At 70.9% G+C, this 26,627-nt stretch carries 25 protein-coding genes; 6 read left to right on the top strand and 19 right to left on the bottom strand.

All coding sequences use genetic code 11. The features are described 5' to 3' along the window. Positions 1-15: 15 nt before the first annotated feature. Positions 16-468, bottom strand: a complete 453-nt coding sequence (gene soxR, locus ELY19_RS13620) for a redox-sensitive transcriptional activator SoxR (protein ID WP_126196682.1) — start codon at positions 466-468, stop codon at positions 16-18. 33 nt (positions 469-501) lie between these two features. Then, complete coding sequence (locus ELY19_RS13615) at positions 502-1,383, bottom strand: hypothetical protein (protein ID WP_126196681.1); 882 nt, start codon at positions 1,381-1,383, stop codon at positions 502-504. 71 nt (positions 1,384-1,454) lie between these two features. On the opposite strand from ELY19_RS13615, the gene aroA reads away from it, so the two are divergent. Further along, positions 1,455-2,744 carry a 3-phosphoshikimate 1-carboxyvinyltransferase gene (aroA, locus tag ELY19_RS13610; protein ID WP_126196680.1) on the top strand — a complete coding sequence of 430 codons (1,290 nt, stop codon included), beginning with the start codon at positions 1,455-1,457 and terminating at the stop codon, positions 2,742-2,744. A gap of 3 nt (positions 2,745-2,747) precedes the next feature. Then, on the top strand, positions 2,748-3,740 hold the full coding sequence (gene rsgA, locus ELY19_RS13605) for a ribosome small subunit-dependent GTPase A (protein WP_126196679.1): 993 nt from the start codon (positions 2,748-2,750) through the stop codon (positions 3,738-3,740). A 1-nt stretch (position 3,741) separates the two neighbouring features. Here rsgA and msrA read toward each other — a convergent pair whose 3' ends face one another. The 5 genes from msrA to ELY19_RS13580 form a co-directional block, all read right to left on the bottom strand. Continuing rightward, positions 3,742-4,278, bottom strand: a complete 537-nt coding sequence (msrA, locus tag ELY19_RS13600) for a peptide-methionine (S)-S-oxide reductase MsrA (protein WP_126196678.1) — start codon at positions 4,276-4,278, stop codon at positions 3,742-3,744. 62 nt (positions 4,279-4,340) lie between these two features. Further along, positions 4,341-4,811, bottom strand: coding sequence for a GNAT family N-acetyltransferase (locus tag ELY19_RS13595; protein WP_126196677.1), 471 nt, complete (start codon positions 4,809-4,811; stop codon positions 4,341-4,343). Next, entirely contained in the window at positions 4,808-6,178 is a 1,371-nt protein-coding gene (locus ELY19_RS13590) for an FAD-dependent oxidoreductase (protein ID WP_126196676.1), read from the bottom strand. The genes ELY19_RS13595 and ELY19_RS13590 overlap by 4 nt, the downstream gene beginning before the upstream one ends. A gap of 59 nt (positions 6,179-6,237) precedes the next feature. Next, the gene (locus ELY19_RS13585) at positions 6,238-7,689 is read right to left on the bottom strand and encodes a fatty acid desaturase family protein (RefSeq protein ID WP_126196675.1); all 1,452 of its coding nucleotides are present in this window, start codon (positions 7,687-7,689) and stop codon (positions 6,238-6,240) included. 33 nt (positions 7,690-7,722) lie between these two features. Beyond that, complete coding sequence (locus tag ELY19_RS13580; protein ID WP_126196674.1) at positions 7,723-9,009, bottom strand: fatty acid desaturase family protein; 1,287 nt, start codon at positions 9,007-9,009, stop codon at positions 7,723-7,725. A 318-nt stretch (positions 9,010-9,327) separates the two neighbouring features. Here ELY19_RS13580 and ELY19_RS13575 point away from each other — a divergent pair, with 318 nt between their 5' ends. Then, a complete protein-coding gene (locus tag ELY19_RS13575; RefSeq protein ID WP_126196673.1) occupies positions 9,328-9,666 on the top strand; it encodes a hypothetical protein in 339 nt (112 codons plus the stop codon). A gap of 64 nt (positions 9,667-9,730) precedes the next feature. Here ELY19_RS13575 and ELY19_RS13570 read toward each other — a convergent pair whose 3' ends face one another. From ELY19_RS13570 to ELY19_RS13545, 6 genes are all read right to left on the bottom strand, one after another. Continuing rightward, positions 9,731-10,993 carry a fatty acid desaturase family protein gene (locus ELY19_RS13570; protein ID WP_126196672.1) on the bottom strand — a complete coding sequence of 421 codons (1,263 nt, stop codon included), beginning with the start codon at positions 10,991-10,993 and terminating at the stop codon, positions 9,731-9,733. 111 nt (positions 10,994-11,104) lie between these two features. Further along, positions 11,105-12,250 (bottom strand): ferredoxin reductase, encoded by a 1,146-nt coding sequence (locus ELY19_RS13565; RefSeq protein ID WP_126196671.1) that lies wholly within the window; start codon positions 12,248-12,250, stop codon positions 11,105-11,107. A gap of 70 nt (positions 12,251-12,320) precedes the next feature. Continuing rightward, a complete protein-coding gene (locus ELY19_RS13560) occupies positions 12,321-12,761 on the bottom strand; it encodes an META domain-containing protein (protein ID WP_126196670.1) in 441 nt (146 codons plus the stop codon). Between the two features lie 22 nt (positions 12,762-12,783). Next, positions 12,784-13,395 (bottom strand): Uma2 family endonuclease, encoded by a 612-nt coding sequence (locus tag ELY19_RS13555; RefSeq protein ID WP_126196669.1) that lies wholly within the window; start codon positions 13,393-13,395, stop codon positions 12,784-12,786. Between the two features lie 23 nt (positions 13,396-13,418). Then, positions 13,419-13,946, bottom strand: a complete 528-nt coding sequence (locus ELY19_RS13550) for a DUF6912 family protein (RefSeq protein WP_126196668.1) — start codon at positions 13,944-13,946, stop codon at positions 13,419-13,421. Continuing rightward, positions 13,947-15,350, bottom strand: coding sequence for a WS/DGAT/MGAT family O-acyltransferase (locus ELY19_RS13545; protein WP_126196667.1), 1,404 nt, complete (start codon positions 15,348-15,350; stop codon positions 13,947-13,949). Positions 15,351-15,458: 108 nt separating this feature from the next. Here ELY19_RS13545 and ELY19_RS13540 point away from each other — a divergent pair, with 108 nt between their 5' ends. Together ELY19_RS13540 and ELY19_RS13535 are read left to right on the top strand one after the other, a co-directional pair. Next, complete coding sequence (locus ELY19_RS13540; RefSeq protein ID WP_126196666.1) at positions 15,459-16,019, top strand: Rv3235 family protein; 561 nt, start codon at positions 15,459-15,461, stop codon at positions 16,017-16,019. A 65-nt stretch (positions 16,020-16,084) separates the two neighbouring features. Continuing rightward, the gene (locus ELY19_RS13535) at positions 16,085-16,765 is read left to right on the top strand and encodes a lysophospholipid acyltransferase family protein (protein WP_126196665.1); all 681 of its coding nucleotides are present in this window, start codon (positions 16,085-16,087) and stop codon (positions 16,763-16,765) included. Positions 16,766-16,819: 54 nt separating this feature from the next. On the opposite strand, the gene secA is transcribed toward ELY19_RS13535, so the two are convergent. Continuing rightward, positions 16,820-19,534, bottom strand: coding sequence for a preprotein translocase subunit SecA (gene secA / locus ELY19_RS13530; protein ID WP_232015630.1), 2,715 nt, complete (start codon positions 19,532-19,534; stop codon positions 16,820-16,822). A gap of 118 nt (positions 19,535-19,652) precedes the next feature. Further along, positions 19,653-20,378, bottom strand: a complete 726-nt coding sequence (gene hpf / locus ELY19_RS13525; RefSeq protein ID WP_126196663.1) for a ribosome hibernation-promoting factor, HPF/YfiA family — start codon at positions 20,376-20,378, stop codon at positions 19,653-19,655. Positions 20,379-20,746: 368 nt separating this feature from the next. Between hpf and ELY19_RS13520 the strand changes: the two genes are divergently transcribed. Beyond that, a complete protein-coding gene (locus ELY19_RS13520) occupies positions 20,747-21,682 on the top strand; it encodes a hypothetical protein (RefSeq protein WP_126196662.1) in 936 nt (311 codons plus the stop codon). Positions 21,683-21,691: 9 nt separating this feature from the next. Here ELY19_RS13520 and ELY19_RS13515 read toward each other — a convergent pair whose 3' ends face one another. The 4 genes from ELY19_RS13515 to mtrA form a co-directional block, all read right to left on the bottom strand. Continuing rightward, positions 21,692-22,372, bottom strand: a complete 681-nt coding sequence (locus tag ELY19_RS13515; protein WP_227966824.1) for a ComF family protein — start codon at positions 22,370-22,372, stop codon at positions 21,692-21,694. Positions 22,373-22,396: 24 nt separating this feature from the next. Next, a complete protein-coding gene (lpqB, locus tag ELY19_RS13510) occupies positions 22,397-24,220 on the bottom strand; it encodes an MtrAB system accessory lipoprotein LpqB (protein WP_126196661.1) in 1,824 nt (607 codons plus the stop codon). Further along, positions 24,213-25,823, bottom strand: a complete 1,611-nt coding sequence (gene mtrB, locus ELY19_RS13505; RefSeq protein WP_227967337.1) for an MtrAB system histidine kinase MtrB — start codon at positions 25,821-25,823, stop codon at positions 24,213-24,215. The genes lpqB and mtrB overlap by 8 nt, the downstream gene beginning before the upstream one ends. Positions 25,824-25,917: 94 nt before the next feature. After that, on the bottom strand, positions 25,918-26,604 hold the full coding sequence (mtrA, locus tag ELY19_RS13500; RefSeq protein ID WP_126196660.1) for an MtrAB system response regulator MtrA: 687 nt from the start codon (positions 26,602-26,604) through the stop codon (positions 25,918-25,920). Positions 26,605-26,627 lie beyond the last annotated feature (23 nt).

Genomic DNA, 26,627 nt, shown 5'->3' with positions numbered 1-26,627 from the left:
GCTTCCGCCGGAGCGCTACGCGTCGAACTCGTCGAAGACGCGGCGCGGCCCGGCACCGGTGGTGGCGAGTGCGTCGTGCGGGTTCGCGAGCGCGCAGGAGGCCATCGACAGGCAGCCGCAGCCGATGCAGTCGGTGAGGTTGTCGCGCAGCCGGGTGAGCTCGTCGATCCGGTGCGACAGGTCGTCGTGCCAGTGCCGCGACAGCCGCTCCCAGTCCGCCTTGGTCGGCGTGCGGCCGTCGGGCAGCGTCGCCAGGGCATCGCGGATCGTGGCGAGCGGAATGCCCACGCGGTGGCTGATCCGGATGAAGGCCACTCGGCGCAGCATCTCCCGCGGGTACCGCCGCTGGTTGCCGGATGTGCGCCGCGCGGAGATCAACCCCTCGCGCTCGTAGAAGTGCAGCGCCGACACCGACACGCCGCTGCGCGCGGACAACTGGCCGACGCTGAACTCCCGGGTGGTCTCCACCCCGTGAAGACTACCTGAACGTTACTTCAGGGATCAGCGTGCGGGCGCGGGCTTCGGCGCCGACGACGACGCGGGGGCCGGCTTGGCGGCCGGGGCCGCGGGCTTCGCCGACGGGGCGCCGGGCTTCGCGGACGCGGCGGGGGCGGCCGGCTTGGCGGACGCGCTCGCGGCGGGAGCCGGAGCGGCCGTGGGCTTCGGCGGGTTCTTCAGGATGGCGATCTGCACGCCGAGCAGGTCGACGGCCAGCTTGTCGTCGGCGCCGACGAAGGGCGCGGGCTCACGGGACTGACGTCCGCCGCGCAGCGACATGGTGACGCCGTTGACCACCGCGGTGTACTGCCGCGACTGCATGTACTCCACCTGGTTGCCGCGCTTGGTCTTCGTGGTGAACTCCAGGCCCAGGCCGTCGGGGGCGCCGGTGACGGCGATCGTGCGCACGCTGACCTCGGAGGTGGCGCCGTCGCGGACCGCCTTGAAGGTGCCGCACTTGGGCAGCGCCGCGCGGAGCGGGGCGACGTCGATCGCGAACTTCGAGACCACCATCGACCAGTTCACGCCGCGCGCGGAGCCGTTGGTCTGCGCGGTGTCGGTGCCCTTGGGGATGGGCAGGCCCGCGTAGAGGATCTTGCACTCGGCGGGGGTGACCGCCGCGCGGTTCAACGCCGCCCACGCACCGTTCCAGCCCGCTGCGGCGCCGGAGAGCACCGCGCCGCCGAAGTTCATGTCATCGGGCAGGTTGCCGGATCCGATGACCAGTTCGCCCGCCTTGTTGGTGGGGGCGGCGGCCGGCGCGGGGTCGGCCGGCTTCGGGTCCGCCGACGCGGCCGGGGCGAGGACACCCACGGAGGCGGCGAGGGTGGCGACGGTGGCGGCGGACACGACGGCCCTGCTCACGAACGTACGAGTGCGCTTCATCGAAAGTTCTCCCGGCGGTGATGACCTGACCTGTTCCGTCCAGCAAGGTAGCACGCGGTGAGGCCACCCTCATGTGCAAGGATGTGCGCGTGGAGCAGTTGGAGCTTTGGCCCGCGCCCTTCGCCGCAGGTCCGGTGACGGGCACCGTCGCCCTCCCGGGCTCGAAATCGATCACCAATCGCGCGTACGTCCTTGCGGCACAGGCATCGTCGCGTTCCACGCTGACGAACACGCTCCGCAGCCGCGACACCGACCTCATGGCGGGCGCACTGACCGCGCTCGGCGCGCGCGTCGACTTCCTTACCGACACCACGGTTGCGGTCACCGGCGGCGAGCTGCACGGCGGCACCGTCGACTGCGGCCTCGCCGGCACCGTCATGCGCTTCCTCCCGCCGCTCGCCGCCGGGGCGCGCGGCACCGTCGCCTTCGACGGTGACCCGCAGGCGCGGGTCCGGCCGCTGGGAACCGTGCTCGACGCCCTGCGCGGGCTCGGCGCGACCATCGACGGCGACGGCCTGCCGTTCACCGTGCACGGTGAGGGCCCGATCCGCGGCGGCGCCGTCACCATCGACGCCTCCGCGAGTTCGCAGTTCGTCTCCGGCCTGCTGCTCAGCGGCCCGAGCTTCGCCGAGGGCGTCACCGTGCACCACGACGGGAAGCCCGTGCCGTCGATGCCGCACATCGAGATGACCGTCGACATGCTGCGCGCCGCCGGCGCCGAGGTCGACACCTCCGAGGCGAACACCTGGCGCGTCGCGCCGGGCGGGCTCCGCGCGCACGACTGGACCGTCGAGCCGGACCTGTCGAACGCCACCGTCTTCCTCGCCGCGGCCGCGATCACCGGCGGCGCCGTGACCGTGCCGCACTGGAACCCGCGGTCCACGCAGCCGGGTGTCCAGTTCGCCGACATCCTCGCCGCGATGGGTGCCGAGATCACCCACGCCGACGGCGCGCTGACCGCCCGCGGGACCGGTGCGCTCCACGGCGTGGACTGGGACCTGCGCGACATCGGCGAGCTCACGCCCACCGTCGCCGCCCTGGCCGCGCTCGCGGACAGCCCGTCGCACCTGCGCGGCATCGCCCACCTGCGCGGGCACGAGACCGACCGGCTCGCGGCGCTGACGGCCGAGATCACGGCGCTCGGCGGGCGGTGCGCCGAGACCGAGGACGGCCTGACCATCGAACCCGCCACGCTGCACGGCGGCGTCTGGCACAGCTACGCGGATCACCGCATGGCGACCGCCGGCGCGATCCTCGGCCTGGTCACCGAGGGCGTGCAGGTCGAGGACATCGCCACCACCGCCAAGACCATGCCCGACTTCCCCGCGCTGTGGCAGGCGCTCCTGGACGGCGGATCGTGAGCCTTGGGTAAGCGCGAGTACGACGAGTCCGATGTCCGGGTGCGCCCGGGCAAGGGCAGCAGGCCGCGCACCAAGAACCGCCCCGACCACAGCGAGGCCGACACCGCCATGGTGGTGTCCGTCGACCGCGGCCGCTGGGGCTGCGCCCTCGGCGGCGACCCCGACCGGATCATCACCGCCATGCGGGCCCGGGAGCTGGGCCGCTCCCCCATCGTCGTGGGCGACTCCGTGGGGGTCGTCGGCGACCTGTCGGGCCGCAAGGACACGCTCGCCCGGATCGTCCGCGTGGACGAGCGCAGGACGGTCCTGCGCCGCACCGCCGACGACACCGATCCGTACGAGCGGATCGTCGTCGCGAACGCGCAGCAGCTGCTCATCGTGACCGCGCTGGCCGACCCGCCGCCGCGGACGGGATTCGTCGAACGCACCCTCATCGCGGCCTACGCGGGCGGGCTCACGCCGGTGCTGTGCCTGACGAAGGGCGACCTCGCCGACGCGGCGGAGTTCACCGCCGCCTTCGCCGACCTCGACCTCACCGTGATCGCCGCGGGCCGCGGGGACCCGCTGGACGAGGCCCACGAGCTGCTCACGGGGCGCGTCACCGCACTCATCGGGCACAGCGGCGTGGGCAAGTCGACCCTGGTCAACCGCCTCGTTCCCGACGCCAACCGGGCCACGGGCGTGGTCTCCGGAGTCGGCAAGGGGCGGCACACGTCCACGCAGTCGGTGGCGCTGTGGCTCCCCGACGGCGGCTGGGTGGTGGACACCCCCGGCATCCGCAGCTTCGGTCTCGCGCACATCTCCACCGACGACGTGATCGCCGCGTTCCCCGACCTCGCCGAGGCCGTGGAGGACTGCCCCCGCGGGTGCACCCACCTCGGGCCGCCCGCCGACCCCGAGTGCGCCCTGGACCGGCTGGAGGGGACGGCGCACCGTCGGGCGATGGCGGTCCGGGGCCTGCTGACGGACCTCGGCGCCACGCCCGACTGGGCCTGAGCTACGCCGACGCGCGCTTGGGCAGCTTCCACCCCGGGCGCGGGTAGTGGCAGGTGTAGCCGTCCGGGTACTTCTCCAGGTAGTCCTGGTGCTCCGGTTCGGCCTGCCAGAACGGGCCCGACGCCTCGATCGTGGTCACGGCCTTGCCGGGCCACAGGCCCGAGGCGTCGACGTCGGCGATGGTGTCGCGGGCGACCCGCTCCTGCTCCTCGCTGAGCGGGAAGATCGCCGAACGGTAGCTGGAACCCACGTCGTTGCCCTGGCGGTCCTTCGTGGACGGATCGTGGATCTGGAAGAAGAACTCCAGGACGTCGCGGTAGCTGGTCTTCGTGGGGTCGAAGACGATCTCGACCGCCTCCGCGTGGCCCGGATGATTGCGGTAGGTCGCGTGATCGTTGCTGCCGCCCGTGTAGCCGACGCGGGTCGACTCGATGCCCGGCTGCTTGCGGAGCAGGTCCTGCATGCCCCAGAAGCATCCGCCCGCCAGGACCGCCGTCTCGCGGCCGGGGACCGTGGTGATGGTGCCGTTGTCCGTCATGCGCAGCTCCTTCCGCCGGGAGGCCCGTGCTCCCGCTGCTCGCTTCAACGCGCCGAGAAGCGTCACGATTCCGACGGTACCCGCACCGTGCGGGTGAGGTAGGTGCTGTTCGGGTCGTCGACGTAGTTCCCGAACGGCGGGCACGGGACGAAGCCGTGCGCGGCGTAGAGCGCCCGCGCGGGCGCGAAGAAGTCCTGGCTGCCCGTCTCCAGGGAGATCCGCTCCACGCCCCGGGAACGGGCGTCGTCGATCGCGTGCGCCAGGAGCCGCCGGCCGATGCCCCGCCCGCGGGCCTGCGGCGCGGTGCGCATCGACTTCAGCTCCTCGTGGCCGGGGCCGACCTCCGCCAGCGCGACGGTGCCGACCAGCTCGCCGTCCTCGTGCAGCGTCCACAGCCGCACGTGCGGCGCGCGCAGCTCGTCCAGGCCGAGGGCGTGCTGGCTCTCCGGCGGCGCGGTCGGTGCCATGTCGGCGTGGTGGTCCGCGAGGAACGCGGCGAGTGCGGGATCGGCGAAGTCGGCGCGGGCGATCATTCGGTGGCGGCGGCCTGCGCCGCGTCGATCATGGCGTCCACGCTGGTCAGCTTCACGCGCGGGCGGTCGTCCTCCTCGGCGAGCGCGGTCTCGTGCGCGTCGATGGCCATCCAGCCGTCGTACTCGACGAGGTTCGGCACGCGGTCGACGATGAGCTTCTCCACCTGTGCACCGTCGAACTCGCTGCGCGCGAGCTTCCCCTCCGCGACGTCCGCGAGCAGCACCGACACGGTGTCACGGGCGCAGTCGCGGTTGGTGGGGATCACGCCCGACGGGCCGCGCTTGATCCAGCCGACGACGTAATGGCCCGGCAGGGGCGCACCGTCGTAGCCGACGATCCGGCTGTCGGCGTTGCGGAAGACGCCCCGCTCGGTGTCGAACGGGATGCCCGGGATGGGGGTGCCGTGGTAACCGACGGCGTGGATCACCAGGCCCGCCTCGTGCTCGGCGACGGCGCCGGTGGGCTGCGCTTCGACGCAGCCGTCCTCGCCCTCGACCAGTTCGTTCGTCGCGACCGAGACGGTGCGGACGCGATCGTCGCCGTTGATTCCCACCACCGAGCGCAGGAACTTGAGGACGATCCGGCGGTCCGCCCCGGTGGGCTCCTGCGCGGCGAGCCGGCGCAGCTGCTTGAGGTTGTTGCGCTCGACCGGCGGGCGGGCCTTGTCGCGCTCCTTGTCCTCGGCGGGCACATCGGCCGGGTCGACGATCACGTCGACGCCGGGCAGCTTGCCCAGCTCGGCGACCTCGGCGGGGGTGAACGCCGCCTGCTCGGCGCCGCGCCGGCCCAGGACCACGACCTCCCGGACCGAGGAGCCGTGCAGGGCCTGCAGCGCGTGCTCGGCCATGTCGGTGCCCGACAGCTTGTCGGTGTCGGTGACGAGGATGCGGGCCGCGTCCAGCGCGACGTTGCCGTTGCCGATGACGACGGCGCGCTCGACGCCCAGGTCCACGTCGAGGTCGCGGCGGTCGGGGTGGCCGTTGTACCAGCCCACGAAGTCGCTCGACGGGTGGTTACCGGGGAGCCAGGCACCGTCGACCTCGAGGCGACGTCCACCGGACGCCCCGATCGCGTAGATCACGGCGTCGTACCACTGGGCCAGCTCGGAGGCCTGGACGTCGGTCGCGACCTCGACGTTGCCGAAGTAGCGGAAGTTCTCGTGCTGAGCGGTGCGGTCGAAGATCTTGGTGACGGACTTGATCGCGGGATGATCGGGCGCGACGCCGTAGCGGACCAGGCCGAACGGGGTGGGCAGCCGGTCGAAGACGTCGACCTGGACCTCGATGTCGTCCTGCTCGAGCAGGTTGCCGGCGGCGAAGAATCCCGACGGCCCGGACCCCACGATGGCGACGCGCAAGGGCTTCATCAACACACTCCCGAAACGAACGGCGCAACAGCCTTCTTAGGCTGCCCAAAGTACGAAGTCTACGCCACGCCCGAGCGGCGGCGACGGGCGCGACACGCCCGCTTGGCCTCGACCTCGAGCCGCTTCTGCTCGACCTTGTGGCGCGCGGCCTCGGCGATCGCGGAGCGCAGCCCCACCCGTTCGACCTCCTCCTGGGCGGCGTGCGCGGCCTCCCGGGCGTGCGCGAGCCGCTCATGGGCGTTCTCCTGCGCGTGCGCGAGGCGGTCGTGCGCGGCCTCCTGCGCGTGCGCCAGGCGGTCCTGCGCGGCCTCCTGCGCGTGCGCCAGCCGATCGTGCGCAGCCTCCTGGGCCTGCTGCAGGCGCTCCCGGACCGCGTGGAAGCGCAGCTCGGACGCCGTCTCGGGGGCGTCGTCCGACGTGGCGCGCAGCCACCGGTCCGGCAGGGACAGCTTGGCGATGGTGCGCTGCGACAGGTAGTACTGCCGCAGCAGCGGCCCCTCGGTGTAGGGGATGTCGTACTTCTCGCAGATCGCGCGCACCTTCACGGCGATCTCGGACAGCCGGTTCGACGGCAGGTCCGGGAACATGTGGTGCTCGATCTGGTAGCTCAGATTGCCCGTCATGAAGTCCATGGCTCGGCCGCCGGAGATGTTCGCGCTGCCCAGCATCTGCCGCAGGTACCACTCGCCGGGCGTCTCGTCGACGATCGACTCGGTGGTGAACTTCTCGGCACCGTCGGGGAAGTGCCCGCAGAAGATGACCACGTAGGTCCAGATGTTGCGGATCACGTTCGCGGTGAGGTTCGCCGACAGGGTGCGCCCGAAGGAGCCGCCCAGCACCTTGCTGATCGCCGGGTACAGCAGGAAGTCCTTGCCCAGCTGCCGCGACGCCTTGACACCCAGCTCACGGAGCTGCTTGCGGGTCTGCGGCCACGGCTTGTTCCCGGCGATCGCCTCGGCCAGCTCGATGTCGTGCAGGGCGATGCCCCACTCGAAGGTGAGCCCGAGGAAGAGGTTGTTGAGGAACTGCGCGGAGCGCTTGGCCTGCCACTGCTCGTCGCGGGTCACGCGGAGCACGCCGTAGCCCACGTCGAGGTCCTTACCCACGACGTTGGTGTACTTGTGGTGCAGGAAGTTGTGCGAGTGCTTCCAGTGCGCGCCCGGGCACGCCATGTCCCACTCCCACGTGGTGGAGTGGATCTCGGGATCGTTCATCCAATCCCATTGCCCGTGCATGACGTTGTGCCCGAGCTCCATGTTCTCGATGATCTTGGCGACCCCGAGCATGCCCGCGCCCGCAGCCCAGAACCACCGGCTCTTCGAGCCGAGGATCGTGAGCCTGCCCGCCGCTTCCAGGGCGCGCTGCGCCCGGATCACGCCACGGATGTACCGCGCGTCCCGTTCGCCGCGCGACGCCTCGACCTCGGCACGGATCGCGTCCAGTTCCAGCGCGAGCTGCTCGATGTCGGCGTCGTCGAGATGGGCGTATTCGCCGACATCAGTGATAGCCACGTCTTCAGGCTACGCGCAGTTCGCCCGGCCGCGTTACTTCGCGGCCGCCAGCTCCTCGACGTGCGAGCGCAGGCCGCGACGGTTGCCATCTGCATCGATCTCGCCCTTGACCACGGTGGTCTTGCCGTTCTCGTCGTAGAACCGCTTGTTGGAGTGGGTCTCGGGCGCATCGTCCGCGGTGGCCTTCAGGAACCGGTCGGGCAGCGAGAGCTTGATGATGGTGCGCCACGACTCCGCGTACTGCTTCCACATCGGACCGCTGTTGTAGGGCAGGTCGTACTTCTCGCAGATCTCGACCAGGCGCGAGTTGATGTAGTTGTAGCGGTTCGACGGCAGGTCCGGGTACAGGTGGTGCTCGATCTGGCGGCCCAGGTGACCGGTGATGAAGTGCAGGGCGTTGCTGCCCTCGAAGTTCGCGGTGCCCAGCATCTGGCGCAGGTACCACTCCGGCAGGGTCTCGTTCTCGATGTCCTCGATGGTGAACTTCTCGGCGTCGTCCGGGAAGTGCCCGCAGAAGATGGTCATGTGGTCCCACACGTCGCGCACGGTGTTCGCGACGAAGTTGGCCGAAGCGGCCTTCTTGTAGCCACGGGCGCCGGTGAACGGCACGGCCAGCGCCGGGAAGAAGACGTAGTCCTTCGCGGTCTGCTTGGTGATCTTGGTGAGCACCACCTTGAGCCGGCTGCGGAACTCCTCCCAGTCGTAGTTCGCGTACTGCTCGCCGCCGTTGAGCGCCGCCTTCATGGCGTTCATCAGCTCGAGGTGCTGCACGGCCTTGCCGTACTGGAAGCCCGTCATGAGGATGAGGTTGTACACCGGGTTGAACAGCATGTACGGCTCCCACGGCTGGTCGCGCGTGACGCGCAGAATGCCGTAGCCGATGTCGTCGTCCATGTCGGTGACGTTGGTGTACTTGTGGTGCATGTAGTTGTGGGTGTGGCGCCAGAATTTGCCGTCCGAGGCGCTGTCCCACTCCCAGCTGGTCGAGTGGATCTCCGGATCGTTCATCCAGTCCCACTGGCCGTGCATGATGTTGTGGCCGAGCTCGTTGTTCTCGATCACCTTGGCGTACGAGAGGCACGCGGCGGAGGCGGCCCACGCGGCCTTGCCCTTCCAGCCCTTCATCCCCGCACCGAGGCCGAAGACGCGGCCCGCGGCCTCCGCGATGCGCTGGCTCTTGATCACGCGGCGGATGTACTTGGCGTCCTCCTCGCCGCGGCTCTCCTCGATCTCGCGGCGCAGCGCATCCAGCTCGGCTCCGAGCGCCTCGATATCGGCGTCGGTGAGGTGCGCGTACTCCGCGATGTCAGTGATAGCCACGAGGCGATCCCCAATCGGTCGGACCGCATGCAGCGGCCAAGAACAGAACGATTCCACTGTAGCAGCGCGATGGAACAAAGTCATCGATCTTGTTCCACCTGGGGCGCATGTCACACGCGCGGCACGTCCGCCCAGGTCAGCCGCACCTCGGGCGCAACGTCGCGCGAGGGCCGGCGGGCACCGGCCGGGGCGAGCGGTTTCGGTACCGGGCTGCGCCGGTTCCGCGACACGCCTGCGGTGCCACTGCGACGGGGCACCCCGACCGTGGTTGCTGTCGCACACACCGAGCGACGGAACCGAATCGAAGGAGAACGCACCATGCGCATCACCGTCTCGCCCCGCAACCGCATCCTCACCGCCGTGGCCGGCTCCGCCGTGGCGGCGGGCGCCCTCGTGGGCGGTCTCGCGGCGGGTGCCGCCGGCGCCGACCCCGGCACGGCCCCGCAGGACCTCCAGAAGTGCACCGAATTCATCAACCCCGACGGCACCAGCAAGCCGGACCGCCCGAACGCGTGCCTGCCCGTCGACCCGTTCACCGAGCCCGGCCTCACGCTCGCGCAGCGCAAGGCGCTGATCAACACGGATCCGAGCACGCGGGCGAGCGGCTCGGCGCAGGCGGACTTCGCGCGTCTCGACGCGCTCTTCGGCGGGAAGTAGCCCCGAACGAACGCCGCCGCGCCCGGCGTTCCGGGCGCGGCGGCGGCGCGGGCGGGGGACCGACTCAGGGCCGGCGACGGCCCCGTCGGGCGTGCACCGCCGCACGGGCGGCCTTGAGCCCGAAGCGGCGGCCGGTGCGCTCGTCGATGCGCGGCTCGGCGAACTCCGTGCCGGCGAACATCGCCTCCGATGCCGTCTCGGGCGCATCGTCGGCGGTGTCGCGCAGGTACTTGTCCGGCAGCGACAGCTTCGCGATGGTCCGCCAGGACTTGTAGTACTGCACGTGCAGCGGGCCGATCGTGTACGGCAGGTCGTACTTCTCGCACAGCGCGCGCACGCGGACACCGATCTCCGCCAACCGATTCGAGGGAAGATCCGGGAACAGGTGGTGCTCGATCTGGTAGCTCAGGTTGCCGGAGAGGAAGTCGATGACCGGGCCGCCGGAGAGGTTGGCGCTGCCCAGCATCTGGCGCAGGTACCACTCGGCCTGCGTCTCGTTGTCCACGTCCTGCTCGGTGAACTTCTCGGCACCGTCGGGGAAGTGACCGCAGAAGATCACGGCGTTCGTCCAGATGTTGCGGATGACGTTCGCGGTGATCGTGGCGGTGAGCGCCTTGCGCCACCCGCGCTTACCGCCGAAGGGCACACCGACGAGCGGCGCCGCGACGTAGTCCTTGAGCGCCTGGCGGCCGATCTTGCGGCCGACCTCGGCGGCGTCGGCCTTGAACTTCTCCTGGTCGTACCAGGGCTTGTTCCACTTCTGCACCGCCCGGCCGAGCTCGAGGTGCTGGATCGCGACGCCGTACTCGAAGAGCAGCATGAGCAGCGTGTTGTAGACGAGGTTGCCCGCGTTGAACGGGGTCCACGGCTGGTCGCGGGTCACGCGGAGGGTCTTGTAGCCCACGTCGTCGTCCATGTCGAGGACGTTGGTGTACTTGTGGTGCACGTAGTTGTGCGTGTGCTTCCACAGTCGCGACGTGCCGGCGTTGTCCCACTCCCACGTCGTGGAGTGCACCTCGGGATCGTTCATCCAATCCCACTGCCCGTGCATGATGTTGTGCCCGAGCTCCATGTTCTCGATGATCTTCGCGAGCCCCAGCGAGACCGCCGAGCCCCACCAGAAGCCGCGCTTGTGCGCGCCGAGGAGCATCAGCCGGCCGGCCACCTCCAGCCCGCGCTGCGCCGCGATGGTGCGCTGCAGGTAGCGGACGTCGGACTCACCGCGCGCGGCCTCGATGTCGCGCCGGATCGCGTCCAGCTCGGCGCCCAGGGTCTCGACGTCGGCCTCGGTGAGGTGCGCGTACTCGGGGATGTCGGTGATCGCCATGCGGGCCGCCCTCCGTGGTCGGTCTCAAGTCATCTAACCTACGCAACCGTAAGTTACGGGGTCGTAGGTGTCAATCTCGGGACCGGCCGGAGGGCGCCCGCGGCGCGCGGATCAGACGTCGAGCGTGCAATCCCCCACTGCCACGGAGATGCAGGTCTGGATGCGCTCGCCCTCGGTGTGCAGGTCGCCGCTGCGCAGGTCGCGGACCTGCCCGTCGGCGAGCTGCACCACGCAGGTCTGGCAGATGCCCATGCGGCAGCCGAACGGCATCTGTACGCCGGCGGCCTCGCCCGCCTCGAGGAGGGTGGTGGCACCGTCGACCTCGGTGGTCTTGCCGGCCTTGAGGAAGGTGACGTCGCCGCCCGACGCCGAGACGTCGGCGCGCTCGACGGTGAACCGCTCCTGATGCAGGCGCGACTCGATGCCGCGGTCCTTCCAGGCCTTCTCCATGTCGTTGAGGAAGACGCCCGGGCCGCAGATCCACGTCTGCCGCTCCTGCCAGTCCGGCACGGCCTCGCCGAGGTTCGCGGGCGTCAGGCGGCCGACGTCGCGGGTGTAGCGCAACTGCACCGTCACGTTGTCGTGGTTGGCGTCGAAGGCCTCCAGCTCGTCCCGGAACAGCGCGGAGTCGGCGTTCGGCGCGGAGTGCACGGCCACGATGTCGGTGGAGGCCGGGATGCCGCGCCGCTCCAGCGTGCGGAGCATCGCCATGACGGGGGTGATGCCGCTGCCGGCGGTGAGGAACAGGACCTTGGGCGGCAGGGGGTTCGGGAGCGTGAAGTCGCCCGACGGGGCCTGCAGGCGCACGATGGTGCCCTCCTGCACGCCGGTGACGAGGTGGTTCGAGAGGAAGCCCTCGTTCATGGCCTTGACGGTGATCGACACCTCGCGCGGGGCGCGGCCGTGGCCCATGTCCGGCACGGAGGTGAGCGAGTAGGAGCGCCACGTCCACTTGCCGTCGACGAGGACACCGATGCCGACGTACTGGCCGGCCTCGTACTTGGTGTTGAAGCCCCAGCCGGTCTCGATGGTGAGCGTGACCGACTCGTCGGTCTCCTGCTGCACCTTGACGATCTTGCCGCGCAGCTCACGCGCCGACCAGAGGGGGTTGATCAGGTGGAGGTAGTCGTCCGGCAGCAGCGGCGTCGTGAGCCGCGCTACCGCGCCGCGCACCAGATTGGTGCGGGGATGCTCAGCGGAGACCCCCTTGGCGGGGGCCTCGAGCCAATCACGGAAGGCGCGGAAAGAGTTGCTCATGGGAGTGAGCCTACGGTGCCGTAACCTCTTGGGACAATTTCTGTGAGGTTGTCCTATCGGGCGTCGCGCGTCAGCGCGCGGGACCGGGCGCGACGGCGACGAAGTTCCAGTAGCCCCGCGGACCGTCGGACACCTGCAGCCGGTTCCCCGTGATCGTGACGGTGCGCGGGCCGGAGAAGGCCTTGCGGAACTGCTCGCCCGCGCCGGGCACGTAGCACATCCGCAGGGTGGAGACGAGGCCGCTGAAGGTCACGCGGTCGCCCTTGACCTCGGCGTTCATACCGAAGACGTTGCAGCCGTCGTTCCCGCCGCCGCCGCGCTCGCGGTCGATGCGGAAGAACGCGGGCGATCCGGTGTACTTCACGGGAGCGGTCCGCGCGACGCCACTCGACTCGAACCTCCACTGCGTCCCGACCAGGGGCAGCGGCGCGGCGGACGCCACGGGCGCGAACGCGCCGACGCCGGCCCCCACGAGGAGGGCCGCCGCCAACCGGGTACCGCGCACCGTCATGCCCCCACGGTAGCCCTGAGCTTCAGCTCGGGGCCACTCCCGGCTCGAGGAGTTCGAGCGGGTCGAAACTCATGGCGAACGGGATGTCCGCCCGGAACAGCTGACCACCGACGGCGCGCTGCCGTGAGACGTACGCGCCGTCGACCAGCTCACTGAGTTCGACGGCGACGTACGCCCCGTCGATCTCGACCCGCAGGAAGAACGGCACCCCCGCCGCTGCGCACAGCGCCGGCTTGTCGATCCGGTCACGCCGTCGGCTGCTGAGCGAGACGAACTCCACCGGCATCACGACCTGTGCCGCGTCCACCCACGTGGCCTGCCGCGCCGGCTCGCGCAGGACCACGAGGTCCGGGATGATCCACGTCTGCGAATCGAAGAGCACATTGAGGGGGTTGTACACGACGTACCCCGCCTTCCGAGCCGGCAGCCGCATCACGGACGCCAGCTCGAGTTCTCCCCAACTGTTGGCGGACCCCTCCACCGGACCCATGACCAGTCTCCCCCCGAGACATTCGTACGCCACCGGCGGAAGCCTGTCGATCGGCAGATACTCCTCCGCCAGCTCCGTCGTCCACCCCCCGGCGAACTCGACGAGCGGGTCGAAACGACCGTCGTCGTGCACTGGTGCCGCCATGGCGATCACCTCCCGCACCCAGGCTAGAGCAGTTCCAGCAGGAACGGCAGCTCCTGCGTGGCGTACCAGGCCAGGTCGTGGTCCTCGGCGTCGCCCACGGCGAGCTCGGCGTCCTCGTCGCCGAGATCCGCGGCGTCGACCAGCTGCGCGGCGCGGGCCACCGCCTGCTCGGCCTCGGAGACGTCGACGTGCACGGCGAGCACGTCCCGCAACCGGATCGGCTCGGTCACCTTGAGCACCGCGTCGTCGAGGTCGGGGCGCTCCTTGGCCGCGGGGACGTCGGCGGTGATCACCACGCGCCGCACGGGATCCGGTGCGGCACCGCCGTCCTCGGCACCGTCGGGCTCGTCGACCGCGAGCAGGCGCAGCGAGGCGCGCGCGGCGTGCCGCATGGCGGCCTCGGCGAGTTCCTCGTCGTCCCCCGACGTGTACGCCTCACGCAATGCGGGGGTGACCCCGAAGACGGTGCCGCCCAACGGGAAGAGCTCACCGTCGCGCTGCAGGACCTGCAGTCCCGCCAGAGTGCTGGGCACGTACACGCGGACCGTCATCTACTCCCCTTTCGCGGACGCGGCGAGCTCGTCCAGCGCCTCGTACAGGAACTCCGTCATCGAGATCACGTCCCACATGCCGTCGCGGTCGGCGTTCAGGCCGATGTACACCGTTCCGTTGTACGACGTGATGCCGATGGACACCACCTGGTTGGCGATGAGCGGCGGCACGGGATACACCTGCTGCACCTCGATCCCGGCGAGGTACACCGGCGCCTGCGGGCCCGGGGCGTTGGTGACCAGGGTGTTGAAGGACCGCGGCGAGACGCTCATCGCGGTGCGTGCGCCCAGCGCGTGCAAGGTCGGCGGGGTGAAGCCGCCGCTCGCGGCCAGCGCCCGCGCGGCGACCTGCCGGTTGCGGTCGACCTGGGCCGCTGCGCCGTGCGCGATCTGGCGCATCCGCACCACCGCGTTGCCCTCGGCGACGGGGAGCCGCACGATGTACGCGCGCACCTGCTCCCCCACCCCGAGGCCCACGTCGTCGACGGCGATCGGTTCCAGCACCCGCACCTCGGTGCCGGCGCTGATCGGCTCGCCGCGCGAGATCAGCCAGGTGCGCAGGCCACCCGCGATCACCGACAGCAGCAGGTCGTTGACGGTGCAGCCGTAGGCGGCCCGGAGCCTGCGGAACTCGTCGAGGTCCATCCGGGCGACCGCGAACCGGCGGCTCCGGGAGATGGGCACGTTGAGGGAGCGGACGGGCGTGACGGCCGTCCGGGCGCGAACCAGCGACGAGGCGCGCTCGATGACGTTGGCGGCGTCCTCCTGCAGCCCTGTGATCGACTCGGCGACCTCGCCGACGACGCCCTGGATCATCGCGGCGGTGCGCTTGGGCCGCGAGAGCATGTCGATGACCGCGCCCATCACCAGTTCCCCGTCGCTGGGCTCGTGCTGCCCCATCCACAGGTCCTCGGGCGGCTGCGGCGTGTGCGGGGAATCCGTGAGCAGCAGCTGCATCAGGTCCACGTTCGCGCGACCGTCCACCAGCGCCAGGTGGGTCTTGGAGAACACGGCCAGCCGGTCGTCGGCGAGGCCCTCGATGAGGTACACCTCCCAGAGCGGACGCTCGCGGTCGAGCGGCCGGGAGTTCAACCGCGCGACGAGGTCGTGCAGCTGATCGTCGCTGCCCGGCTGCGGCAGCGCCGACACCCGCACGTGGTAGGTGATGTCGAAATCGCGGTCCTCGATCCAGACGGGGCGCGCGATGCCCAGCGGCACGGTGCGGACCTTCTGCCGGTACCGGGGCACCTCCGCGAGCCGCTCCTCGATGGTCGCGAGCAGGCGCTCGTAGTCCAGCCCCTCGTCGGGCCGGCTCAGGATGACGAGCGACCCGACGTGCGTGGGAGTGGTGGAATCCTCCAACGCGTAGAACTCCGCGTCGGACTGGCCGAGCCTGCCCTTCACCTGCACCTCCCCCGGGGACCGATCCTCGGCGTCAGCATACGGGATGGGTGCATCGGCGCCCGCCCGAGTGGACGGGATCCGAACGGCCTCCTGATGCGTCTAATCAGTATGGGGGCGATCATTCTCGCGGCCGACGGGGCACGGCCCCGCGCGCCGCGCACACCGGTACCGGGCTTCGTCGTGCTGCGCGCGCCGGACGCCGAACCGCCCGCGCAGCCGCTCGCGCGCGTCCGGGCGGCGCGCCCCGCCCCGCCGCTGCCGGCACCGTCGGAATCGGCGGCGCCGGAACCGATCGCACTGCCCGGCCCCGTGGCCGCGGTGCACCCCGACGCGCACCGCTTCGTGCTCTCGACGCTGCGGCCCGTCTTCGAGGTGCTGGACCGGCGGCGTCCCGCGAAGCACCTCGCGACGATCGCGTCCGGCACCGTCGTCGACGTGCTGCGGACGCTCGCCGAGAAGGGGCCGGCCGGCACCGTCTCCGCGTGGGGCAGCGTGCACGTCGAGACGCCGCGCGCCCTTCCCGCGCGCTCCCGCCGGCCGCGCGGCGCGGAGATCGGTGCCGAGATCTTCCTGACCTACACCCGCGGGGAGCGAGTGCTCGCCGCGGCGGGCCGGGTCGAAGCCGCGGCCGGACGGTGGCGGTGGGTCGCGTTCACGACGGCCGCGTGACGCGGGTTCGGGGGTGTTTGCGCGAATCGCGACCGCCCGGACCGGTGGAGCGGTACACAAGGGGCATGTCGCTGAGTTCGCTGCGTGCCGCGTTCCGTTACCGGGTGGCCCGCCACCTCCTGATCGGCCCCGCGCTCTGGGTGTGGGGACGGCCCGAATACACGGGGCTGGAGAACATTCCCCGGACGGGACCGGTGATCCTGGCCGCGAACCACCTCGCGATCTCGGACTCCTTCTACGTGGTGCAGAGCGCACGCCGGCCGGTGAGCTTCCTCGCGAAGGCCGACTACTTCACCGAGCCCGGCCTCAAGGGGCGTTTCAAGAAGGTCTTCTTCTCCGGCATGGGCCAGATCCCCGTGGACCGGCGCGGCGGCTCCGTCTCGGCGCCCGCGCTGGAGGCGGCCACGAAGATCGTCGAGGACGGCGGGGCGTGGGGCATCCATCCCGAGGGCACCCGCTCCCCCGACGGCCGGCTGTACAAGGGCAAGACCGGCGCGGTGCGGGTGGCGCTCGCCACCGGCACCCCGATCATCCCGATCGCACTGGGCCGCACCGATAACCGGACGCGGAAGAACTTCTGGAAGAGCCGCGTCACCGTCGACGTACTGCCGCCGCTGGACCTGAGCGACGCGAGCCTCGACGACCAGGAGTCGATCCGGCGCGCCACCGACCGCCTGATGGACGTGATCGGGGAGCGCACCGGCCAGGACCGGGTGCCCGAATACGCGAAGAAGGGCGGCAAGTAGCCGCCCTTCTCCATGGTCACGCCGCCCCGCGGCCGGCCCCCGCGCCGGGGTCGCCTAGCGGCGGTGCTTGCCCCGTGCGGAGGCGGCCTTCTGCGCGGCCCGGTCGGCCTCGCGCTTCGCGGCGCGACGCTCGGACCGGGTGCCCTGGGGCTCGTCGGCGTTCTGCGAGATCTCGGTGAGGTCGCCCGACTCCGACGGCCCGGAGAGCGTGATCTTCTCCGGATCCGGTTCGGCGACGGGGCTGTTGACCTGGGCCTGCGCGGGCGCGGCAGCGCCCTCGGGGGCCGCGGCGCCCTCCTCGGGCTCCTGCACCTGCACCTTGAACAGGGTCGAGACCGACTCCTCCTTGAGGCCCTCGAGCATGCCGTTGAACATGTCGTAGCCCTCGCGCTGGTACTCGACCACCGGATCGCGCTGCGCGATCTGGCGCAGGCCGATGCCCTCCTTGAGGTAGTCCATCTCGTAGAGGTGCTCGCGCCACTTCTGGTCCAGGACCGACAGCAGCACCGACCGTTCCACCTGGCGCATGGTGCCCTCGCCGGCGGCCTTCTCGATGTTCTCCTGGTGCTCGTCGTACGCCTGGTGGATGTCCTTGAGCAGGATCTCCTTGAGCTCCTCGCGCGTGATCTCGTCACGGTCGCCGTTCTCGTCCTCGCCGACGACCTGCTTCCAGTCCAGCTGGATCGGGTACAGCGTCTTGAGGGCGGTCCACAGCTCCTCGAGATCCCAGTCCTCGACGTAGCCGGTGGCGGTGGCGGCGTCCACGTACGCGGAGACGACGTCGTCGGTCATGTGGTTGACCTGGTCGAAGAGGTCCTCGCCACGGAGGATCTTGCGGCGCTCGTCGTAGATGACCTTGCGCTGCTCGTTCTGCACGTCGTCGTACTTGAGGACGTTCTTGCGGATCTCGAAGTTCTGCTGCTCGACCTGGGTCTGCGCGCTGCGGATGGCGCGGGAGACGAACTTGTTGTCGATCGGCACGTCGTCGGGCAGGTTGACGCGGTTCATCCACGCCTCGATCTGCGCGCCGTTGAAGCGCCGCATCAGCTCGTCGCCGAGCGAGAGGTAGAAGCGGGACTCGCCCGGGTCGCCCTGGCGGCCCGAGCGGCCGCGGAGCTGGTTGTCGATGCGCCGCGACTCGTGCCGCTCGGTACCGAGGACGTACAGGCCGCCGGCCTCGCGCACCTCGTCGCCGGCCTTCTTCGAATCGGCCTTGACCTGCTCGATGGTCTCGTCCCAGGCCGCCTCGTACTCCTCCGGCGTGGTCACCGGGTCGAGGCCGCGCTCGCGGAGCGCGAGGTCCGCGAGGATGTCGGGGTTGCCGCCGAGCACGACGTCGGTGCCGCGGCCGGCCATGTTGGTGGCGACGGTGACCGCGCCGGGCGTGCCGGCCTTGGCGATGATCGCCGCCTCCTGCTCGTGGAACTTGGCGTTGAGCACCGTGTGCGGGATCTTCTTGCGCTCGAGCTGGCGCGAGAGGTACTCGGACCGCTCGACCGAGGTGGTACCGATGAGCACGGGCTGGCCGGCCTCGTGGCGCTCCGCGATGTCCTCGACGATGGCGGCGAACTTCGCCTCCTCCGTCTTGTAGATGAGGTCCGTCTGGTCCTTGCGGATCATCGGCTTGTTCGTCGGGATCGGGATGACGCCCAGCTTGTAGATCTGGTGCAGCTCGGCGGCCTCGGTCTCGGCCGTACCGGTCATGCCGGAGAGCTTGTCGTAGAGGCGGAAGTAGTTCTGCAGCGTGATCGTGGCGAGGGTCTGGTTCTCGGCCTGGATCTCGACGTTCTCCTTCGCCTCGAGGGCCTGGTGCATGCCCTCGTTGAAGCGGCGGCCCGCGAGCACGCGGCCGGTGAACTCGTCGACGATGAGGACCTCGCCCGAGCGGACGATGTAGTCCTTGTCGCGCTCGTAGAGCTCCTTGGCCTTGATCGCGTTGTTCAGGTAGCTGACCAGCAGCGAGTTCTGCGCGTCGTAGAGGTTCTCGATGCCCAGCTGGTCCTCGACCAGCTCGACGCCGGCCTCGTTCACGCCGATCGTCTTCTTACGCATGTCCACCTCGTAGTGGACGTCCTTCTCCATGAGCGGGACGATGCGCGCGAACTCCGTGTACCACTTCGACGAGGCGTCGGCGGGGCCGGAGATGATGAGCGGCGTGCGGGCCTCGTCGATGAGGATCGAGTCGACCTCGTCGACGATCGCGTAGTTGTGGCCGCGCTGCACGAGCTCGTCCTCGCTGTGCGCCATGTTGTCGCGCAGGTAGTCGAAGCCGAACTCGTTGTTCGTGCCGTAGGTGATGTCGGCGTTGTACGCCTGCCGGCGACGGTCCGGGTCCTGGCCGGCCAGGATGCAGTCCACCTCGAGGCCGAGGAAGCGGTGCACGCGGCCCATCCAGTCCGCGTCGCGCTTGGCGAGGTAGTCGTTGGTCGTGACCAGGTGCACGCCCTTGCCGGTGAGCGCGTTGGCGTACGCCGCCATGACCGAGGTCAGGGTCTTGCCCTCACCGGTCTTCATCTCGGCGATGTCACCCTGGTGCAGGGCGCCCGCACCCATGATCTGCACGTGGTACGGCTTCTGCCCCAACACGCGCCACGCGGCCTCGCGGGCGGTGGCGAAGGCCTCCGGGAGGATCTCGTCGAGCGACTCGCCCTTCTCCAGCCGCTTCTTGAAGATCTCGGTCTTGGCCTGCAGCTTCTCGTCCGAGAGCGCCTCGTACTCGTCGTTCAGGCTCTCCACGTAGGAGGCCAGGCCGTCGAGCCGCTTGACCATCCGGCCTTCGCCGAACCGCAGCACCTTGGAGAGAACCACTGAGCAACCTCAATCCCGTGAATACAGCTAAGAATCCCGGCCGCCTGTGCGGCGACCGGGATCCATGGTAGGCGAAACGTCAGGTCAGGCGGAGGAGGCCGTAGTCGAAAGCCTTCCGGCGATAGACCACGGACGGCTTCTCCGTCTCCTTGTCGAAGAACAGGAAGAAGTCGTGGCCGACCAGTTCCATCTGCGACAGTGCGTCGTCGACCGTCATCGGCGTGCCCGGATGGTCCTTGATACGGACGATCTGGCCGGGCAGGTGGTCCTCGACGAGCGCGGCATACGGGTCGTCGTCCGTCTCCGTCGCGGGCGGCGCGTCGGGCAGGGCCGACGGTGCCGTCGCCTCCGCCACCGACACCGGCCGGCGGTTGCCGTAGTGCACCTTCTTCCGGTCCGACGCCTTGCGCAGACGACTCTGCAGGCGGGAGAGCGCCGTCTCGAAGGCGGCGTAGAAGTTCTCCGCCGCCGCCTCGGCGCGGGCGACGCCGCCCTTGCCGCGGACCGTCAGCTCCAGGCGCTGGCACTGCTTGGACTGCCGCGGATTGGGTTCGTGGAAGAGGCTGACCTCGAACAGGGTGATGGTGGAGCGGAACTTCTCGAGGCGCGCCAGCTTGTCGCCCAGGTAGACGCGGAAGTGCTCGGGCACCTCCACGTTGCGGCCGTCGATGGCCACGGGGGCGTTGGGGGTGAGGTACTCCTTGTCGCGCTCGTCGGCCACGTGGCCGGGTTCGCGGAAGGGGTCGACCTCGACGTTGGGGGTGGCATGGGCACGATTCGTGTCGCGCGGGGACAGAAGGGTCATGTGGAACCTTTCATGCGGGCCCGGATCCCTTGCGCTCGTACGGATCACCAGTCCGTCACTCGGTCAGCGCGCGTGGGGCAGGCTCAGATTCGAACGGCGGGCGGACTGCCCGTCGCCAGGGAAGGTGTGCCATCACCTCCTCTTTCTCGAACCGGGAAAGGTACCCCCGAAGATAGCCCCGCTTCCGGGTTCCCGCCAGGATTTGGTCGCTATGAGTTCACCGTGACGTCACGCCGCAGTCAGCAGACCCGCATCCCCACACCACCGGGGACCGCGTTCGACCTCCCAGCGGGCCACGCGCCGCCTGTTCTTCGCTGTCGCGCATGCTATCTTCTACACCCGCAACTACCTCGAATCCGGAGGACGTCATGCCACGCCTTCGCGCCGCGCTCGCGATCACCGGGCTCGCGGTCGTACTCACGTCCTGCGCGGTCACCGGAACCGGCGACAACGCCCCGGAGAGCGCGGCCCCGAGCACCGTGAGCAGTCCGCTCGCGGCGTCCCAACTCGTGGGCCGCACCGTCGCGGACGCCGAGGCTGTCCTGCGCCGCACGACGATCGCCCTGCCGGACAACGAATCCCGTTTCCGCGGCCCGGACGTGTACCGGCTCGCCCCCGGAGGCGCGCTCGCCCCGATCGCCGTCGCCGAGGCGGCACCCCGCACCGTCGTGGCCGCGACCTTCGCCGGTCCCGGGGGTTCCCCGTTGGACGACGTGCGCGCCGGCCTCGTCGTCGCCGACGCGGGCGCGGCCGAGCCGAGGCCGGACACGATGGAGTACGCGGACCTCGAGGACCGGCTCCTCGACGCGATGGGGCTGCGCCCGCCCGGATCGACGCCCGTCAGCTACCTCTACGTCGTCGGTGGCGAGAGCACGGACGAGGCCTTCTGGCGCTTCGTCGACCGGGCCATCGGGCGGATGCCGCTCACCCGGACGACGACGGCCGCGCTCGCCGGACGATCGATTCCGCCCGTCGCGCCGGCGAAGGAGGGCGAGTACGCCACGCCGGACGACAAGACGTGGGTCGACGGCCTCCGCCTCGACCGGGTCGCCGTCGCCGAGGCCCCGGCATCGGCGGCATGGCTGCACACCAGGTTCGACATCGCGCCGCAGAGCCGGGTCTGCGCCGTGAACATCGAGGACGTGCTGCGCTCGCGGTTCGCCGTCACTCCCGCTCGCGCCGACGACGTGCACACACTCGACCGGGCCAGCGCCCACCGCGCGACCGTCGCCGGCGGCGTCGTCGACTTCTACCTCACCGTCGACTGCATCACCGCCGTCGACATCGCGCCCACACCGCGCTGACTCCCCCGCTCATGCCGCGGCCAGGGTGAGCGCGGCGCGAACCGTCACGCCCCGTCGGGCCAGGGCGGCGACGGACTCCGCGAGAGTGGCGCCGGTGGTCACCACGTCGTCCACCAGCACGACGGTGCCGGCGGGCGGCAGCGCGCGCACGCGGACGGTCCCCCGCACGTTGGCGGCGCGGGCCGAGGCGCTCAGCCCCACCGATTCCGCGGCGCCCACCGTGCGGAGCACCGGCGCGACGGCCGGCGCGCACACGGGCTCGGCGGTCCGGGCCGCGGCACGACACACCGCCGTCACCACATCGCCGCCGCGGCGGCGCGCGGCCCACGCGGTGGTGGGCGCGGGCACCAGGACGAGGGCGTCGCCCAGCTCGCCCCAGCGGTCCAGGCGGAGCAGTGCATGCGCGACCGCCCGGCCGAGGGGCACGGCGAGATCGCCCCGACCGCGCTCCTTGAGCTGCAGGACCGCGCGGCGACGCGCACCGTCGTACCGGCCCAGCGTCCAGACGGGCACCCCGGGATCGACGGTCGTGCGGATCAGCGCGGGGATGTCGTGCAGGGCGGCCTCGCAGCGGGCGCACCAGCGCACCCGAGGGAAGCCGCAGCCGCCGCAGGTGCGGGGCACCGCGAGTTCGACGAGATCGTCGACCCCGCCGGCCACGGCCCCGACGAGGCTCCGCACGACGCGCACGGCACCCCCGCTCCAGGTGCGCTCCTACCCCGGCAGCACCGGGTTCGCCCGGCCCCCCGCCAGGCGATCCACCTGGCTCCAGTATTGCTCGTCGCTGTCCGGACCGATGCCGATCTCCCACACGCCCGACGAATCCGTGGCGTAGACCGCGGACGTCGAGACCGCGACGTTGTAGACCGGCGGCGAGAGGTTGCGGCTCGGCAGGACGGCGGTCTCCCCGGAGTCGTACCGCACGGACAGGACCGGCGAGTCGGAGGTGTTGCGGCCGATGAAGATCGTGTCGCCGGTCTGCCAGTCGACCGACGAGGCGACCGGCTCCCGGTCGGTCGCCACCGACATCAGGTGCGCGAGCTTGGCCTGCCCGTTCGGTGCCGTCTGCACTACCCCCACGAGCACCCGCCCGCCCACGACGAGCGCCACCCGCACGCCGTCGCGCGAGAGCCGGAGCTCGGTGATCGGGCCGGGGGCGGCCGCCGCCACCTCGCTCGCGTCCACGTCCGCGGTCGACACCTCGCCCGTCGTCTGGTCCTGCCGGACCCGGACCACCCGCGTCCCGTCGAGCACCGTCCACACCCCGGCGTCGTCGGGCGTCCACGACGGTCGGGTCATCGACCCGGCCGTGAGCACCTGCACGGGCACGCCGCCGTACGGGGCGAGGGCCAGCGCGGTGCCGGGTCCGCCCCTACCACCCGCGTCGAGCACCGCGGCCACCTGCCGGCCCGACGCGGAGAGCCCCACGGACCGGATCGACGTCGACGAGCCGAGCGGGCCCGCAACGGGGGTGACCTGCCCGGTCCCCTGCGCGCCGGCGCCCTGCCCGCCGGTGATCTTGACGAACCTCCCGTCGAGCACGCCGTGCAGGCCGACGGCCAGGTCCGACGACGCGTTGGGGCTGATCGAGGCCACGTCGTTGGGGTTCCAGCCCGACTGGTGCTTGTCGTCGAGCGGCGAGCCGTCGACGGTGATCACGTACGGCCCCTGCACGTCGGCGCCGGCCAGGCTCCACACGATCTGGCCGGCGACGAGCCGCGCCACGTCGGGCTCGACGCGGGGCAGGCCCGTCAGGTCCACCCGCACGCCCGCGAAGCCGACGCCCGGATCGCGCTGGTCGCCCTGGGCGTCCGTCACGGCGCCGCGGATCCCCGCGTTGGCGCCGAAGGGATTGAAGACCGCCTCCTTGAGGCTCGTGCGCGGGCCGCGGATGAGCAGCATCAGCAGGTCGGAGGCGAGCTTGGAGCGCGGCCCCGCCAGCCACCGGGCGTCCGGCACCAGCGTGCGGCCCGTCGGGTCCGGGAAGTACAGCAGGTACCGGCGGTACACCAGGCGGAACTGCTCGGAGTCGATCACGAGCATCGGGGTGTCGCCGACCGAGCTGAGCCCCTGCACGCGCCACTGTCCGTCCACCTGCACGAGCTGGACGTTCTGGGTGATCGACTGCGCGGCCGGCTCGAACGTGCCGTCGGCGCCGAGGAAGCCCGTCGCCTGCGCGCGGATCGTCGCCTTCATGAAGTTCGTGGTGCGCTCGCCGGGCAGGACGTCGATGTCCTTGACCACGACGGCCTGCTGCGGCACCTGCCAGTTCGCGTTGGGCGTGAGGAACTTGCGGGACGCCGCGTAGTTGCCGTCGGCGACCGCGTTCGCCTTGAGGAAGTCGCGCACGATGACCTCCGGCTGCGTGTCGCGGCGCGGCTCCAGCCCCTTGTCGGGCGACGCGGTCTCCCCGCCCAGGTCGCCGATCACGCGCGGGCTGGTGTACTCGGGGATGTTGGCGCAGCCGGTGAGCGCGACCAGCGCGGCGAGCAGGACCACCAGTGCCTTCGCGGCGGGCGTCCGGATCGTCCTAGGCATCGTCGGTACCTCCCTCCGCGCCGCGCCGCGTCATCGACTTCAGGGGCAGGGGGCTGACGGTGACCCTGCCCCCGCGGGTGCGGGGCAGGGTGAGCCGGAAGCAGGAGCCGCTGCCGGGTTCGCCCCAGGCCTCGAGCCGGCCGCTGTGCAGGCGGGCGTCCTCGATACTGATCGCGAGGCCCAGGCCCGTGCCGCCGGAGCGCCGGACCCGCGACGGGTCCGACCGCCAGAACCGGTTGAACACCAGCTTCTCCTCGCCCGGGCGCAGGCCGACCCCGTAGTCCCGGACGGTGATCGCCACGGCCTCGTCGTCGGCGCGCATGGTCAGGATCACGGGCTTGCCCTCGCTGTGGTCGATGGCGTTGGCGAGCAGGTTGCGCAGCACCCGCTCGACGCGCCGGGTGTCCGCCTCGACGATCACCGGGTCGTCGGGCATGTCGAGGATGAGCTCGGTGTCGGACTGCTCCGCGAGGTGCCGGACGGTGGCCATCGCGGAGGCGATCGGCACCTCGATATCGATCTGCTCGGCGTGCAGCTCGGCCACGCCGGCGTCGTGCCGGGAGATCTCCAGCAGCTCGCCGAGCAGGGTCTCGAAGCGGTCGAGCTCCTTCTGCATCAGCTCGGTGGTGCGGCGCAGCCCGGGATCGAGTTCGTCGGCCGAGTCGGCGATCATGTCGGCCGCCATTCGCACCGTGGTGAGCGGCGTGCGCAGCTCGTGCGAGACGTCGGAGGTGAACTGGCGCTGGAGATTGCCGAACTCCTCCAGCTGGCCGATCTGCTTGGACAGCGACTCCGCCATGTCGTTGAAACTCATCGCGAGGCGCGCGATGTCGTCCTCGCCGCGCACCGGCATCCGCTCCTTGAGTCGGCCCTCCGCGAAGCGCACCGCGATCCGTGCCGCCGAGCGGACGGGCAGCACCACCTGGCGCGCGACGAGCAGGCTCACCGCCGCCAGCAGGATGAGCAGCACCGCGCCGCCGGTGTACAGCGTGCCCTGCATCAGGTTGAGGGTGTTCTCCTCCTGAGTGAGGGGGAACACCAGGTACAGCTCCAGGCCCGCGATCGTGGACTGCACGGGCGTCCCGATCACCAGCACCTTGCCGTACCGGCCGGTGCTGTCGGTGACCGTGGCGTGCTGGGAGGCGGTCTGGCCGCTGCGGACGAAGGTCTGCAGGGACTGCGGGACCTCGCTCTCGCTGCCGATCACGATGGGCGGGCGGCCCGCGCCGTGCGGCACGATCAGCACCGGGTCGTAGTTGCCCGACCGCGCCGCCGAGGGCCCCACGTCCAGCCCCTGGCTCACCAGGCTGCCGCGGACGTTGCGCAGCACGGACTCGACGCCCTCGGTGCGGGTCTCCGCGCGGCTCAGCGCGAGCTCCACGCTCTGCTTCACCCGGGCGGTCTCCTCCTTGCCCGCGGTCAACTTGGCCTCGATCAGCTGGTTCGCGATCTGCGAGGTGAGCACGAAGCCCAACAGGAGCAGCACCGTCAGGCTGAGCACGAGGGTCTGCGTGACCACCCGCAGCTGCAGGGAGCGGCGCCACACGCGGCCCGCGTACGACAGGCCCATGCCGGCGTACCGCGCACCGTCGCGCAGCACCACCGCCGGATCCGACCGGACCGCCCGCACCGCCTCGCGCGCCCAGTCCGCCAGCCGGGCCGCCCCGGCCCGGTCGATCACGAGCCGGTCGGCCCGCTCACGCCGGCCCCGCCTTGTAGCCGACGCCGCGCAGGGTGAGCACGATCTCCGGGTTCTCCGGATCCTTCTCGATCTTGGCGCGCAGCCGCTGGATGTGGACGTTCACCAGCCGCGTGTCCGCCGGGTGCCGGTATCCCCACACCTGCTCGAGCAGCACGTCGCGGGTGAACACCTGCCGCGGCTTCCGGGCCATCGTCACCAGCAGGTCGAACTCGGTGGGGGTCAGCTGGATGACCTCGCCGTCGCGGGTCACCTTGTGCGCCGGCACGTCGATGATGACGTTGCCGATCGACAGCAGCTCGCTCGGCTCCTCGTCCGTGCGGCGCAGCCGGGCCCGCACCCGCGCGACGAGCTCCTTCGGCTTGAAGGGCTTGATGACGTAGTCGTCGGCGCCCGACTCCAGGCCGAGCACCACGTCGACGGTGTCCGCCTTCGCCGTGAGCATCACGATCGGCACCGACGAATCGGCGCGCAGCACGCGGCACACGTCGATGCCGTTCATACCGGGGAGCATGAGGTCGAGCAGCACCAGGTCGGGGCGGAACTCGCGGGCCGCGCTCAGCGCCTGCGTGCCGTCGCCCACGACCGTCGAGTCGAAGCCCTCGTTGCGCAGGACGATGGTGAGCATCTCCGCCAGCGCGGGATCGTCGTCGATCACCAGGATCCGGGGTTTCATGCTGTCCATATTGTCACTGCTGTCGGCGTTCG

The organism is Tsukamurella paurometabola (assembly GCF_900631615.1).
Taxonomy (GTDB): domain Bacteria; phylum Actinomycetota; class Actinomycetes; order Mycobacteriales; family Mycobacteriaceae; genus Tsukamurella; species Tsukamurella paurometabola_A.
This window is presented reverse-complemented; position numbering and strand designations above follow the sequence as displayed.

Excerpts from the sequence above, each read along its gene's own strand:
- aroA (WP_126196680.1), top strand. The coding sequence starts at position 1,455 with ATGTGCAAGGATGTGCGCGTGGAGCAGTTGGAGCTTTGGCCCGCGCCC.
- secA (WP_232015630.1), bottom strand. The coding sequence starts at position 19,534 with ATGGTCAAGCGGCTCGACGGCCTGGCCTCCTACGTGGAGAGCCTGAAC.
- hpf (WP_126196663.1), bottom strand. The coding sequence starts at position 20,378 with ATGACCCTTCTGTCCCCGCGCGACACGAATCGTGCCCATGCCACCCCC.
- ELY19_RS13555 (WP_126196669.1), bottom strand. The coding sequence starts at position 13,395 with ATGGCGGCACCAGTGCACGACGACGGTCGTTTCGACCCGCTCGTCGAG.
- ELY19_RS13540 (WP_126196666.1), top strand. The coding sequence starts at position 15,459 with ATGGGGGCGATCATTCTCGCGGCCGACGGGGCACGGCCCCGCGCGCCG.
- ELY19_RS13550 (WP_126196668.1), bottom strand. The coding sequence starts at position 13,946 with ATGACGGTCCGCGTGTACGTGCCCAGCACTCTGGCGGGACTGCAGGTC.
- ELY19_RS13565 (WP_126196671.1), bottom strand. The coding sequence starts at position 12,250 with ATGAGCAACTCTTTCCGCGCCTTCCGTGATTGGCTCGAGGCCCCCGCC.
- ELY19_RS13535 (WP_126196665.1), top strand. The coding sequence starts at position 16,085 with ATGTCGCTGAGTTCGCTGCGTGCCGCGTTCCGTTACCGGGTGGCCCGC.
- ELY19_RS13560 (WP_126196670.1), bottom strand. The coding sequence starts at position 12,761 with ATGACGGTGCGCGGTACCCGGTTGGCGGCGGCCCTCCTCGTGGGGGCC.
- ELY19_RS13570 (WP_126196672.1), bottom strand. The coding sequence starts at position 10,993 with ATGGCGATCACCGACATCCCCGAGTACGCGCACCTCACCGAGGCCGAC.
- ELY19_RS13590 (WP_126196676.1), bottom strand. The coding sequence starts at position 6,178 with ATGAAGCCCTTGCGCGTCGCCATCGTGGGGTCCGGGCCGTCGGGATTC.
- ELY19_RS13595 (WP_126196677.1), bottom strand. The coding sequence starts at position 4,811 with ATGATCGCCCGCGCCGACTTCGCCGATCCCGCACTCGCCGCGTTCCTC.
- lpqB (WP_126196661.1), bottom strand. The coding sequence starts at position 24,220 with ATGCCTAGGACGATCCGGACGCCCGCCGCGAAGGCACTGGTGGTCCTG.
- ELY19_RS13575 (WP_126196673.1), top strand. The coding sequence starts at position 9,328 with ATGCGCATCACCGTCTCGCCCCGCAACCGCATCCTCACCGCCGTGGCC.
- msrA (WP_126196678.1), bottom strand. The coding sequence starts at position 4,278 with ATGACGGACAACGGCACCATCACCACGGTCCCCGGCCGCGAGACGGCG.
- ELY19_RS13520 (WP_126196662.1), top strand. The coding sequence starts at position 20,747 with ATGCCACGCCTTCGCGCCGCGCTCGCGATCACCGGGCTCGCGGTCGTA.
- ELY19_RS13615 (WP_126196681.1), bottom strand. The coding sequence starts at position 1,383 with ATGAAGCGCACTCGTACGTTCGTGAGCAGGGCCGTCGTGTCCGCCGCC.
- mtrA (WP_126196660.1), bottom strand. The coding sequence starts at position 26,604 with ATGGACAGCATGAAACCCCGGATCCTGGTGATCGACGACGATCCCGCG.